Source organism: Blautia sp. Sow4_E7 (assembly GCF_052116245.1).
Taxonomy (GTDB): Bacteria; Bacillota; Clostridia; order Lachnospirales; family Lachnospiraceae; genus Blautia_A.
The window spans coordinates 62,663-75,249 of the sequence record NZ_JBQKLL010000006.1; the positions used below are offsets into that span (position 1 = coordinate 62,663).

Annotated in this window: 19 protein-coding genes; 1 reads left to right on the top strand and 18 read right to left on the bottom strand. The window is 39.8% G+C overall.

Annotation, left to right across the window (positions count from 1 at the left end; translation table 11 throughout):
* Positions 1 to 158: 158 nt before the first annotated feature.
* The 17 genes from ACTQ50_RS05500 to ACTQ50_RS05580 form a co-directional block, all read right to left on the bottom strand.
* Positions 159 to 905: a hypothetical protein gene (locus tag ACTQ50_RS05500; RefSeq protein ID WP_441483316.1), complete on the bottom strand. Its 747-nt coding sequence runs from the start codon at positions 903 to 905 to the stop codon at positions 159 to 161.
* Positions 902 to 2,248, bottom strand: a complete 1,347-nt coding sequence (locus tag ACTQ50_RS05505; RefSeq protein ID WP_441483317.1) for a ParB/RepB/Spo0J family partition protein — start codon at positions 2,246 to 2,248, stop codon at positions 902 to 904. Before ACTQ50_RS05505 ends, ACTQ50_RS05500 begins: the two co-directional genes overlap by 4 nt.
* Positions 2,245 to 2,508, bottom strand: a complete 264-nt coding sequence (locus ACTQ50_RS05510) for a glutathione peroxidase (protein WP_441483318.1) — start codon at positions 2,506 to 2,508, stop codon at positions 2,245 to 2,247. Before ACTQ50_RS05510 ends, ACTQ50_RS05505 begins: the two co-directional genes overlap by 4 nt.
* Complete coding sequence (locus tag ACTQ50_RS05515) at positions 2,508 to 3,494, bottom strand: phosphoadenosine phosphosulfate reductase domain-containing protein (protein ID WP_441483319.1); 987 nt, start codon at positions 3,492 to 3,494, stop codon at positions 2,508 to 2,510. Before ACTQ50_RS05515 ends, ACTQ50_RS05510 begins: the two co-directional genes overlap by 1 nt.
* Complete coding sequence (locus ACTQ50_RS05520) at positions 3,478 to 4,404, bottom strand: hypothetical protein (protein WP_441483320.1); 927 nt, start codon at positions 4,402 to 4,404, stop codon at positions 3,478 to 3,480. The genes ACTQ50_RS05515 and ACTQ50_RS05520 overlap by 17 nt, the downstream gene beginning before the upstream one ends.
* A gap of 2 nt (positions 4,405 to 4,406) precedes the next feature.
* Complete coding sequence (locus ACTQ50_RS05525) at positions 4,407 to 5,399, bottom strand: hypothetical protein (RefSeq protein ID WP_441483321.1); 993 nt, start codon at positions 5,397 to 5,399, stop codon at positions 4,407 to 4,409.
* A gap of 265 nt (positions 5,400 to 5,664) precedes the next feature.
* The gene (locus ACTQ50_RS05530; RefSeq protein ID WP_441483322.1) at positions 5,665 to 5,805 is read right to left on the bottom strand and encodes a hypothetical protein; all 141 of its coding nucleotides are present in this window, start codon (positions 5,803 to 5,805) and stop codon (positions 5,665 to 5,667) included.
* Positions 5,806 to 5,885: 80 nt separating this feature from the next.
* Positions 5,886 to 6,242, bottom strand: coding sequence for a hypothetical protein (locus ACTQ50_RS05535; protein ID WP_441483323.1), 357 nt, complete (start codon positions 6,240 to 6,242; stop codon positions 5,886 to 5,888).
* Between the two features lie 199 nt (positions 6,243 to 6,441).
* Positions 6,442 to 6,720, bottom strand: a complete 279-nt coding sequence (locus tag ACTQ50_RS05540; protein WP_441483324.1) for an LPD28 domain-containing protein — start codon at positions 6,718 to 6,720, stop codon at positions 6,442 to 6,444.
* 15 nt (positions 6,721 to 6,735) lie between these two features.
* The gene (locus ACTQ50_RS05545) at positions 6,736 to 7,029 is read right to left on the bottom strand and encodes a hypothetical protein (protein ID WP_441483325.1); all 294 of its coding nucleotides are present in this window, start codon (positions 7,027 to 7,029) and stop codon (positions 6,736 to 6,738) included.
* Positions 7,004 to 7,219 (bottom strand): hypothetical protein, encoded by a 216-nt coding sequence (locus ACTQ50_RS05550; protein ID WP_441483326.1) that lies wholly within the window; start codon positions 7,217 to 7,219, stop codon positions 7,004 to 7,006. The genes ACTQ50_RS05545 and ACTQ50_RS05550 overlap by 26 nt, the downstream gene beginning before the upstream one ends.
* A gap of 59 nt (positions 7,220 to 7,278) precedes the next feature.
* Positions 7,279 to 7,803 carry a hypothetical protein gene (locus ACTQ50_RS05555; RefSeq protein WP_441483327.1) on the bottom strand — a complete coding sequence of 175 codons (525 nt, stop codon included), beginning with the start codon at positions 7,801 to 7,803 and terminating at the stop codon, positions 7,279 to 7,281.
* Between the two features lie 163 nt (positions 7,804 to 7,966).
* Positions 7,967 to 8,110: a hypothetical protein gene (locus tag ACTQ50_RS05560; protein WP_441483328.1), complete on the bottom strand. Its 144-nt coding sequence runs from the start codon at positions 8,108 to 8,110 to the stop codon at positions 7,967 to 7,969.
* A gap of 162 nt (positions 8,111 to 8,272) precedes the next feature.
* On the bottom strand, positions 8,273 to 8,533 hold the full coding sequence (locus tag ACTQ50_RS05565) for a hypothetical protein (protein ID WP_441483329.1): 261 nt from the start codon (positions 8,531 to 8,533) through the stop codon (positions 8,273 to 8,275).
* A gap of 80 nt (positions 8,534 to 8,613) precedes the next feature.
* Complete coding sequence (locus tag ACTQ50_RS05570; protein WP_441483330.1) at positions 8,614 to 9,081, bottom strand: transposase; 468 nt, start codon at positions 9,079 to 9,081, stop codon at positions 8,614 to 8,616.
* 33 nt (positions 9,082 to 9,114) lie between these two features.
* Positions 9,115 to 9,243, bottom strand: coding sequence for a hypothetical protein (locus ACTQ50_RS05575; protein ID WP_441483331.1), 129 nt, complete (start codon positions 9,241 to 9,243; stop codon positions 9,115 to 9,117).
* A 371-nt stretch (positions 9,244 to 9,614) separates the two neighbouring features.
* Positions 9,615 to 9,824 (bottom strand): hypothetical protein, encoded by a 210-nt coding sequence (locus tag ACTQ50_RS05580; RefSeq protein ID WP_441483332.1) that lies wholly within the window; start codon positions 9,822 to 9,824, stop codon positions 9,615 to 9,617.
* Positions 9,825 to 10,030: 206 nt separating this feature from the next.
* On the opposite strand from ACTQ50_RS05580, the gene ACTQ50_RS05585 reads away from it, so the two are divergent.
* Positions 10,031 to 10,993, top strand: coding sequence for a hypothetical protein (locus ACTQ50_RS05585; RefSeq protein WP_441483333.1), 963 nt, complete (start codon positions 10,031 to 10,033; stop codon positions 10,991 to 10,993).
* Between the two features lie 245 nt (positions 10,994 to 11,238).
* Here the strand turns inward: ACTQ50_RS05585 and ACTQ50_RS05590 are convergent, their stop codons facing one another.
* Complete coding sequence (locus ACTQ50_RS05590; RefSeq protein ID WP_441483334.1) at positions 11,239 to 12,570, bottom strand: glucosaminidase domain-containing protein; 1,332 nt, start codon at positions 12,568 to 12,570, stop codon at positions 11,239 to 11,241.
* Positions 12,571 to 12,587 lie beyond the last annotated feature (17 nt).

Sequence of the window (12,587 nt, forward strand, 5' to 3'; positions counted from 1 at the left end):
ACTCTGCAAGACGGAACAAACAGTTATCTGCTGTGTCGAGTAATACCCAGTTCACTTTCTTGCAAACTGGGCATATGATTTTTTTCGTTTTCCTCCACTGTTCCTTTATTTCAAACCCAAGAAGCTGTCCACAATTACGGCAATTCGTTCTGCCGTTTTTAAAACCTTCTTGCATAAGTCTTTATTCCTCTTGCAATTCCACGATTAGCAATACCCCCCCCCGCAACAGAGGTATGTCCAAAAGTAACAAACGCATTCTTTCTTCCATTTATTTTCATATCAACAGGGGCACCACAGTTTATGCAGGTGTATTTGAATTGTTCCTCATCCATATTTGTATAGTATTTGAAACCTTTTCCACATTCACAATGAACAAACATTGGTTTTAAACCTTCAAGACGCAGTGTTTCTCCGCACTCTTTGCACTGATATTCTTTGAGCTCTTCTTTTGAACAGAACCCTTTTACTTTTCCACAATGAGGACACTTTATGTACAAGAAGCCTTTATATCCTTCCATATACTTTCCGTAATCCCTCTGTTCCTCATCTATTGTTTTTCCTCGAACCTCTTTTCTCCAATCCGGACCAAACAAGGCATCATTCCTGCTTTTCTTCTCCTTATTTCCATGAGCCGCACATTCTGTTTTTAAGGCATTTATTGTTTTATTAATGCTTTCCTCGTCTTTATTTTCAGATCGTCCCCCTGCGTCCACAACAGCTTCAGGCATGCTGTCATAGCAGCTATTTCCTTCATTATCTTCTGTACCAAAAAGCTCATTGCTTTTTTCGTTCAGTCTTGAATATCTTGTATGGAAATCCATGGCATGTCTGATAATTTCCATTGCATTTTCACTTGACATTGAAAAGCTGTTTTCCCCAAAATCACTGACAATTTTTACGTTCATTTATTATTCTCCTCCTCATCATAAAAATATAATTCGTGTGTTCCTTCTACGATCTTCTGTTCTTCATCAGAATTGTATGAATATCCAAATTTCTTCAATACCTCATACAATTCTTTGAATGTTTCTCCGGTTTCCTTCTTATAGTTTCCCTTCCAGTCAGTAAATTCGGAATCTTTCAAAGCATTGCAAGATGCGATCAATTCCTGCTCAACAACAGATAATTTTCCTATCGTTTCTTCAGCGCTCGCCTTTTCCTCTGGTGTGCAGTTATAAGAATCTTTCCCTGCGATAAATCCGGTAAAACCACTATTCGAAATAAAACTGGAACTTTTTCTCATGATATCCCATAATCTCAACTGCAGATCATCAGTATCTTTCGGAGTATCGATCTTACCGGATATCATATTCAGGATAAAATCTCTTCTGGATGCAGCCATGTTTTTTGCAATAGCCTTGATTTTTTTCTTTCTGCTGTCCTTCTCATCCCTTTTTAACTCTTCCGGAGTTTTCTCTTTCTTTACCTTCTTTGTTTTTCTGATGATTTTTACCTCTCTGTAATATGCGAGATAATATATCTTGTCTTTTTCCCCACATTCGACTTCGATTTTCTCAGGTATATCTTCGTCCAAACTGTATGTTTTTACTGTCTCCCACTTTCCTGTATAAATCTCACTGGATGCCTGGTCTGGAGCTTTTTCAATCCCTGCTTTTTCAGCCATTTTGATGATCTTCTTTTTTGCGTCCTCTCTTTTGGCTTCAAGAACAGCATTTCTGGCTCTCCATGCCAAATCGTTTGAATCTGTGGCTTTTGACAGAATTTCGTTTCTCTTTTCTATGTCTTTTACTTTTTCCAACTCATATAGATCTTTGAGCTGCAACTGGAATTCTCCATCATTTTCCTTTTCAGACAACAGGTTCTGGTCGAGCTTCGCAATGTTCAATCTGCGGTTTATGGTTGTCTTACTCAATCCGGTTTTTTCGCAAAGCCCTTCTACGGTCTCCCCAAGCTCAAGGACCATCTGGAACCCCTGTGCCTGCTCATAGATTGTCAGGTCATCTCTCTGCATATTTTCCAGAAGCATAGTTGATGCCTGATCTTTTTCATCCATATCAGCCACATAGCACGGAGCTGTTTTTAATCCGGCTTTCTTCGCCGCAGTAAGCCTGCGGTTTCCAATAACCACAAGATAGCATCCATCCTCATCGGGATCCGGAACAACAGTAAGGTTCTGCAAAATTCCCTGTGCCTTAATACTGTCTGCAAGCTCATCAATATTGTTGTAGGTTTTTCGTACATTTTTCGGGTGTACTTTCAGTTTTGAAATATCAATTTCCTGTATCATTCTTTTTCTCCTCTCTTTTCGATTTTTTCATCTACTGCAATTTTTATCCTTCCGAACAGTGCAGGTCCTACTCCTTCGACACCAGAAATAATATCCATCACAACAGAAATATCCATTCCCTTTACTGAATTTTTTCCGTCCTGATATCCATTCATATATAAATCTGTACAGAACCGATCAAATTCAGCATGGTCGTATTTCTTCACCGCTTTATATACAGCTCTTGTAGATTTATATCCTTTCGAAACATTCCCTGCCATCAGCTTTCCTCCATTTCATTCCTAAATTTTTTATACATTCTTGTGTATTGATAACTTTTCTCGAATATAATGTTCACAGCTCTAAAAAGTTTAGGTTCATACATCTCCATTATTTTCAATTCCATTTCAAAGTCTCTTCCAAACGGGCACCCTGCACACCCTGTTCTTTTAAGTCCGTAAACACTATAGCAATCGCTATTTTCAATATTAAATGCTTTGTTGTATATTATCTTGTCATTTTCCTTGTAAAAAAAAATTGGCCTATACTCATCGCAAATACTATTTTCACTAAAGCATGATTTGTAAGCCGTTGCTCTTGCTCCACCTTCGTATTTTCTTACTCCAGTAATGTTAAGGTCGCATCCAATTTCTTTAATCATCCTTTTTGCAACATCTTTCTTTGCATAATGACAACATCTTTCAGATATCTCCAACCCTATTTCTTCTGGATGATGCTGTATCATAAATTCTTTCAGAAATTTATTTCTGCTTATATTAAAATGACTTCCCTCTCCCCATTCATTACACCACCATCTTAGTGCCGCTTTGCATTTTGGGTATTCCTTATAAAGAATATGGAACGGCTTATCCTCCCACTGAAATCCATATTTTTGAAGCCTTCCAGCAAATAAACTTACCTGTTTAGATATGAATGGTTGTCCTATATTCTTGCATGTCCATGGAATAGGTCTAATCGCTTTTAATTTTAAGATTTTTATTCTGTATTTTTCTTCAAGATATTTTAAGTGTTCCTTAGTTGCATCATATTCTAAGCCAGTATCAAACCATACATATGTTATTTTCATTTCTTTATCAAGCTTAGTGCATATATCCAACACAATGTCACTATCGGCTCCTCCGGAAATTGAACATACAATATTTTTGTAAATAGGAGAATTAATTTTCCCATTTGCAATGATCATATTATCCACAATTGTTCCAGCTTGACTTGGTAATTCTTTGCATATATCAAATACATTTCCCATTTTTATTCTCCAATTCTTCAATTACCCTGCGTAAAGAATACTTTGCGTTATTTGTAAGTTGTCTCTGCCAGCATCCATTTTTCGGAGACCATCTGAACCCATTCTTTTTAAGAATTTCTCTGGTATCTGCATCAGGCTTTTCATTAAACAAAAGCTGTAGACGCATGATTTCTGTGTTCTCAACTACTTTGCAAAACTTATTATCACACTCTGTATTTTCCTGCGCCTTAGCCGCTTTCAGCGTCTGTAATCGTTTTTCCGTGCGGTGGATATTCTCATTATTGTTTCTCAAAGCATAATCAGGAAATCCGATTCGTCCGCAGAAATCAGGTTTCCTAAGCTCAATAATCTGCTCTTCTGTATATCCTAATTCCTTGAGCTTCTGGTTTCCTTTCTCCTCATCCTTCATGCGAATTGCTTTATTGGCTGCTTTCATGCTCTCCTGGTTCTTTTTCAGATTTTCCAGCTTTTTCTCCAGCTTCTCAACAGCATCTGCATCACCACACAAAATGATGTCCTTCCCATTGATGATTCCTTTTATCTTTTCAAGCATCTTCTGGATTTCCTGAAATTCTTTGAAATTCTTATCACTGGCAGCATTCTGCTTTTCTTTTTTTCTCACAGGGAAATTTCCTGCACCGCTTATCATTACGGAAGGGCACATACAACCTATACGGCTTTTGGCATTAAGATTTTCAGCCATCCTTTTTGAATATCTCCCTGCTATCCCATATGCTTTTTCTGCATATTCCGGTCTTTTTTCCGCAACCTCATCTGCAATGTCGTATGCTCTGTCAACATATCCCTTGTACTCTGATGTCAGTGATCCGGGAACGTATTCCCGGAACGACATCATTTTGTGCGCCTGTTCTGCACTTTCTTCATTGATCTGATAGTAAACTCTTTCCACTTTTATTCCTCCTTTTCTTCGATCTCATCAAGAAAACCATATAATTCTGCAACCTCATCAGATGTAAGTTTTTCCTCAATCCTCTCAATAAAATTGCATAATCTTTCGTATAAAGGCTTTTGCATTTCCCTTATTCGCTTGTTCTCCTCTTCCACATCTGCGAAATATTCAGATGATAAAATCACCTTTTTCTTCGACTCTGAAACAATCACAGGTTTGTAACCTCTTTTTTTCATCCCCTCCATATCTTCCTGACTTGATACAGGAACAGCCTTCGCACCAAATTCATTGATGAAATCTTCCGCAATTTCATTCCTCAAATCCATCGGAACACGCTCCTGCATGATATACGTTCCGCTGTATGAATTGAGAGATTTCTTCATCAATTCAGCATCCCTGGCATCCTCCACCATTCTGGAAGAATACCACTTGATGTCGAATGAATTCACCATGCTTCTGTCACGCTCAAGCCTTACATACAATGGCTTGAAATCAACTCCGATATCCAGTCCGGGTTCTTCGCAAATGAATAATCCTCCGACAAAAACCTTCCCTTTGTATTTCTCATCTTCAAGGATATCTCCGTATATAGTTTCAATTTTCCGGTACACCTGCATATGGAGATTTGCTTCCTTTATCTTTTCATATTCTTCTGCCGTAATACCTCCGATCTCAATCATGAGGCTGTGCTCAGGTACTTTTTCCCATATGGCAGATGTTTCAACAAAGAATGTAGGAACAAGCATTCCTTCGTACTTCCTTGACTTCACAAGTCTTGGTCTCCACACCTCACGGCGGCAATAATTATAAAACGTAACTGTCTTTTCATTTCTGAGAAGCACCACAGTAGCAATTTTATAACCTTCTCCGTGATTTCCGATCATTTCGGAATCATCGTTCTTTGTTGTATTCCCAAACAACAGGGATTTGATGTCAAGCTCGCTATTCTTATTCCCTATTGTCAGCACTTCCTTTTCCTCATCATAGGAAAGCATCATCTTATTGCTGCTGTCTCTTGTTTCCTCATCAATCGCATTCTGGAAAAACTCTCTGACAGCTTCCACAATCCCCCATGATGGAACATAATCTGCGCTGATGCTCAATTCATATTTACGCATTTTCTTTTCCCTCCAGTTTCATATACTGCTTGTCTTTTCCCTGCCCCTGTGGTAACATAAAAACCGAGGCGGTGGCAGGTGTATCCCGCCCCGGTCTTTGTGCTAAGGTTCCGGTTCTATTTCTCAGGTAGGCTCCGGAGCCTTATTCTTTTGTTCCTTTCTGTTTCCCATCATTCACCGGTTTGTATTCAGAAATGAAATTCACCAGTTCGATTGCTTCCTTTTCAGTGTGTCCATGTTCGATCATCCAATCAATAAGCCTGCATACTTCTTTTGCTGTCATTCCATGTTCCTCCATTTTCTCACCTGCCTTTCTTCAAACTCATTTTATTGAGTTTGTAATTATACTTTAACACGCATAGGTTAGTTGTCAATACCCTTTTTAACATTTTCCTCATTTTTATGAGTTTCAATTTTAAGACCATACCCTATTGCTGAAACAAGTTTCTCGATGCATGCATAGCTTACCTGCTCCTGCTCTGCGATATCAATAAACTCATCCCACGCAGCCGCATCCGGCTCTGAACAGCTCTTCTCGATGCTGATTTCATAATCCAACCCGGAAAGAATTTTCCTCACATTCCCGAAATTAGGCTGGACCCTCTTATTCATCTTGTCCCATAAGTTCTGCCTGCTCATTCCAGCGTATACGGCCAACTGCTCGTAAGACATTCCTCTTGCTGACATCTCGCTTTTGATAAAATCAATAATATTCTTCATCTCTTTTCTTCTCCTCCCTGGATAAAATGCTTTTTACAAACTTCCGGATTATTCAAACACGGATTTTTACAGATATCTTTTCTCTCACAATAAAAGCAGCAATGTCGTTCTCTTCTTTTATCGCAAAAGAAAATCTCGCACATATGCGAACCGCCTGCCTCTTTTTTTGTTCTGCCTGCCATAAATAATCGCTCACCACCTAAACATATAAATATTCGAAATCATCTTCTTCAAGCTCAAGGCTTCCTCTTTCATCGAGTGGAAGTTCCACATCAGAAACCAGCGTTCCGTAAAAATTCACAAGAATTCCTTCTTTCACCTGACACGGAAACCCCCAGTCCTCGTCAGCATGACGGACCTCATAAAAAAACTTTCCTTCAGGAATGCTACTCCTGTCTATTCTGATGTCAAAGAATTCGCATTCAATCCCTTTCACGCTCACGATCTCGCCATATGCATCCTCGTATTTTGTTCTCATCTTTCCAAATTCCTCCTATGCAATTTTTACCCTGTAGTCAATAGAACAGAAATCCCCATCCCAAACAGCAGAGTCTGCTACTATACCTTTTTTCTCTTCTAGTATCTCAAGGAGATCCCCCTCGTAAAGCTCCTCCATCGGATAACCTCTTTCTGCTTCGATATCATCTATCTCACCATCAAGATAAAGGTGTCCGCTCTGGTATACCGGTTCGTCATCCCATCCTAAGCCCCTTAGGAATGATCTTGGATTTTCAAGCTCTTCTCTCCTGCGCTCCCAGTATTCATCTTCTCCTGGTATTCCGCACATTATATTCACCCCTTCCGTGCTTATCGCCTTCATACTCATATCTGGTATGCCAGTGGTACTGGTATAATCCGGTATCTTGATTTATACCTTCGTATCTGCTTCTCCACTCTTCAAGCATTTCATGATATGTTAAAAGCTCTCCGGTTTCCTTGTTCCTGTAAAACCTTCCTTCGTTCTTCTTGTCCATCATCCACGCACCTTTCGTTTAGATTTCTCCGCCCCTGCAAAATGCAAAGGCGGCTGTTTTATTCAATCAAGGCATCTCTCCATTGAAATGCTGTACTGCTCTTTCAATTTTTCAAATGCCCTAGTTGTCACCTGATATTCGAACCATCCCACACGGTGATCTCCTGCGTTACAGAAGTCTTTTTCAGTGTATTGTTTTACCAGTGTGATTCCCCTTCCCTTTAACTGAATTGGAGTATCAACAAAGTAGTGCTTCCCATAGTAGGAAAGGATGGCTTCCATCTGGCAATCAGGTTTCTGTTCTCCCATTTCAGGATAATAAGAATATGTTCCGGATCCGGTTACTTTCTCCGGTTCCTTTTTCTCAGGCAATGCAATTTCCAACCGCTTCGCCCTTCCCTGCTCTTCCAGCTTCTCTGCTTCGCCATCCAGCAGGCTTCCTCTCTTTTCCAACTGCCCTATGCTCTCAATGTAAAAATTGAGAACTTCTTTTGTGGCAGCAATGGCAATCAATCTAGACAAATTATCATAACCATTGCTTACTGCCTTCTGTTCTTTCCTCTGCTGAAACTGAATTATCTTTCCCATTCTCTTTGCCCTCCTCGAATTTATTTCTGCCTTTCTATATATCTCCGGCAATCTGCATAAGCCCCTGAATAAACAATTTTGTTGTTGCTTACTACTGCATGTTCATCACTCCATCTAATGATGTCGTACACTTTTCCGTTTGCCAATTCGTATCGCTCCACTTTTAATCCCCCTTCTCTCTGTTATCGATATTAGCTTTGGCATCTTTCAATCTGGAAAAAAGTGTTTTTTCTCCGCTGATTTTGTAGTAGCTATATCCATGCTTGTATGTCTTGATAATTGTGTATCCCTTATATGCTGTTCCCATTTCTTTTCCCCCTTTTGCATCTCATTTATATGAGTCTAATTATTTTCAACTCGTTCTTATGAGTTTAATATAACACGTAGGTAGGTAGTGTCAATACCCTTTTTTACAAAATATGAGTAAAAAATAAAGGACACTCATTTTATTGAGTATCCTTCTTTCCGGCTAATTGTTTTCAATTTCCTGCATATTTTTTAGCAACTCCCATGCCATTCTGAACCCTGCCATAAATCCATTTTTTTCAGCCTTCATCCCGTATTCGCTCACAGCCTCCATTATATTTCCCTGTTCCATCCCCTTCACTCCAAGGCATCCAAGAGACTCCATTATTTTCATGTTAAGAACTTGCATCTCCACTGGATCCGGTTTATCTCCTTCAATCCTCTCGTTGTAATATCCCTGGAATATTTTTTCTAAAGTTGTCATTTTCTTTTGTTCCTCCACCTAAAAATTAAAATTATGTTCCGAGTTTCTCATATACTCCTCCGCTGTTTCGTGATAGGGTTTCATGGCTGAACCTCCATGCCGCTTCCGCACATCAGTATCACAACCTTTTTCGGGAAAGCGTTTTCTTCTCTGATCTTCCGGTTTTCTTCAATGGCTTTCTGGAGCTCATTTTCTGCGGTTGTCATTTTTTCCATATCCATGTACCTGGCATCACTGCACCATTTTGTGATTGTGGCTTTCGACACCCCATATTCATTCGTGATGCTCTCACACGTTCTGCCTTCATTCCTGTGCAACCGGACAATCATTTTCTTGAACTCTTTGCTGTATCTCTTTGTTGTGTCACGGTTCGGACCAGAAAACTTATCAACCTCCTGCATTTCCGGAGAAATTTTCTCTTCCTCTACCTTCTCTATACTCGCAACTGCCGGCTGCTCTTTTTCTTCCTGAACAATCCCCTGCATTTCGGTAAGCTCGTCCATCTTATCAAGTATCTCGAACAGCTTTTCCCTGTATTCTTTTTTCATTTATCGTGTGCCTCCTCTTCTCATAATCCCTTTTTACGCTTCCCATACAGTTACACTGTATCCTGCCTTCCGCATTTCATCTGCGAAACGGTCTCTTTCTTCCCTGGTATTGAAGCTCCGTGTGTAACTGCATCCAATCTTGTTAAACTGCACTTTATACATTTTCTGCATCCTCCCATCTTCCGGCATTTCCGTGTACCGCCCACGGTCACAAATGTGAAGAACTATCTTCCTGCCATGATAAATATGCGATTGGGTGTGTACTATTCAAGCGGTTTCACACGATCCGCCGGAGGATTTCTGTCGGGTCCTTCCTGACCTTATCTGATTTCGCATTAAAACCAGAAAACCTGTTGTCCATCATCGAGCATTTTCATGCGTTCTCTGCTCATGTGCTGCACACCGCATCCAGCTTTCACATTAAAAACTGGCAAAACCTGTTGTCCATCACCAATCGCTTGACCTGCCATCATCAGAGCCGGTAGGTCATTTCCGGCTGACAGGATTTCTCCGGTTTCGGCTTTTATCTTGTTCTACACCTCTTTACCATCATGAATTATTATTCTTAACGCTTCCTCAACTTCTTCATCCTCTGAAATCTCATGAAGTTCTTTTACAAATGTGTATAATTCTTTTGCCATTTTACAAGCCTTATTGTATGCCGTATGGTCTGCTTTTGCATGTATAAAATCGCAATCTCCGTTGCTATATCCAATATAATAATATTTCATTTCTCTTGTCATTTTCTTTCCTCCATTCCATCTCGTATTATTGAGTTTCAAGCTCTGTAACTCGTTTTGTTGAGCTTAATATAACACGTGTAGGTTAGGTGTCAATACCCTTTTTTACATTTTCTGAGATTTTTTCGCAGCACCTCACAACTCATTATTTTGCGATTCTACTCATCTTTGTTACATGGTATAATTCAAGAAAAAAGGAGGCAAAAGCCATGAAAAAAGAACACACGTTTACCCCCCACCATAAAAAAATCGCCAAGTGCGTACTCATCATTTTTATCATTTCATTGTTCACAGTAGGTTGCTCATCTGGTAATAAAGAACCCATATCTTCCTCTGATAACCCAGAATTAAAATGCGAATCAATTAATGATTTTTCGAGTGATTCGAAATTTTGGTCATGGGCTTATGATAATATTCCAACAGTTTCCTTCTCTGAAATATCTTCTGGTAAATATGACAACTCCTATGTATGCATTGACGCATGGATAATAGGAGTTGTGGAAAATAACGGATGGTATGAAATTCCAATTGTTGCAGAAATATCACCAGAAGAATATTCAAGAATGATTTATACTCCAGGCATAGATAATCTATCTATTCCAAAATATGGGGAAAAAATATTAAAAGATTTTGAAAGAAATGAAAAAATAAAGTTCTGTATTTTTGTTGAAAACGGAAGCTATACTTTAGATCATGCTATCGCTGTAAAAAATCTAGGACGAGATACATCGTTTGATGTTGATGCATTTTTGAAAGAAGAAAATGAACAAAATGAGCAAAAAAAGAAAGAGCAAGAAGCTCTTGCTCAAGCAGCTAAGGATGCAATTACAAACCCACTTATGAAAGAAGATCTCAAAACAGGAACAGTTTACAGCGGAGATAAATCTCAAACTCTTGGGTCATACGGCTATATATCAATAACCAAAGAGATTTTAAAATCTGTCACAGAGGAAGAATTTAAAGAATTTGCTCAAGAAAAAGTGAAGGATAATCCATGGTATAACTGGATTTCTATAATTTGTGAGGATGGTACTGGAATAACATTTTCTGGATGTGATATATATTATCCTACATACGGAAAATTGGATACGGACGGTTCCATCTTAGAAGGATATGGAGACATTATCTGGGATTTTGAAAATGAAACATACTCGTACACAAGCAGGCAATAACTCATTTTAGTAAGCTTTAATTTTGTCAGCCGCTTTTCAGCCGTTGACGTACATCCGGCTTTAATTTGGCTCGCAAGCGGCTTTACCAGACTTAGGTTTAGATATAGTATTAAGATATAGATAAACATATATGGTCAAATGAGTCAGCTTCATTCTGCTTTTTCATTCAAATAAGTTGGAATAAAACGCAAAAAACACCAGGCATCCGCAATGGACAACCTGGTGTTTTCTATGTTCCTGTTCAATTATCTGAGAAGAATGCTCTTCCACGTCTTCGGACCTGCGCATCCGTCTACGGTCAGTCCATTTTTCTTCTGGTACTGCCGGATTGCATAATCCGTATTGGTTCCGGCATCTCCATCAATCGTCAATGCCTTTCTGTCTTTTCCCTTCATCCCATTGGATTTCAGGAGCCTCTGGAGAAGTTTGACATCATTCCCCTTGCTTCCCTTCTGCACGTTTCCAACACTGAACATATACGTTCCACCTCCTGTAGATGTTTTTCCAGAATCAGAGCTTCCTGCGGCTGTTCCTCCTGCGTCAGCTCCTGATCCGGATAGCTTTGAGAAATCAATTCCTTTTCCGGTAAAGCGGAGTCTGTGCGTCCATCCTTTACTGTACTGGTACCACGGCTGTGTCCGGATTTCATTTCCGGAACCATCTTTCGTGTCTGACGTTCCTTCGGAAGATCTGGCATGAACGATGTTGTCTCCATCAATGGCCATGGCTACATGATGCCAAAGGGAAAGCTCAAGATCCCCTTTCTGCATCTTTCCATGAGCTGTCTGGTTTTTTGCCACAACCTCAAAACCAAGTTTCTGCAGGTTCAGCATATTCCCTGTGTAGCTCAATCCATCATCCAGCTTCGAAGCCTTTGCATTGATATCCTTCGGAGTAGGTGTAATACCGTACTTTTCAAACGCATACTGGATGGCTGTAAGGGTAAGGCTGGAACAGTCAAATGAAGTTGGATTTTTGGTGTTATATAAACTTCGCACAGCCTGGCTGTATCCGTGAGAATTATCATTTGCAATCTTCACTGCATATTCCACCATTGCATCGATGATATCCTGTACGGTGACAGCAGGTGCGGTAGTTCCACCCAAAAGAGCATCATACTTCGTGAGTTCGTACTGCTTCAACACAGCCATGCAGTTCTCAACATATGTACTGGATGTTGCATATCCATCATTCTTGATTGTCTCAAGGTATTTTCTGGGGTCTGTAATCCCCCTCAAATTCCGATACCTCTCAAGCTGGATAAATTCAAAGTATCCCTTCACACCTTCGTCAAGGCTGTCATACACACGGAAATTGTCCTTGATGGTTGTGAGATTTCCGACAGTATATTCCTCCTGCGTTGTCATGTTTACACTTTTGCCGTTCCACTTTGTGCCGCACTTCATCCCAAAATAATTGTGATAAACAGCAGCAAGTTTACTTTCTCCCCATCCGCTTTCGAGAATTGCCTGCGTAATAGCAGGGCTCGCAACACAAATCCCATACTGCGGAGCATATTTCAGAACAGCTTCCGCAATATCAGAAATAAATTTCTTTCTCGCTTCACTCAAAGCCATATCATCTGCACCTCCTG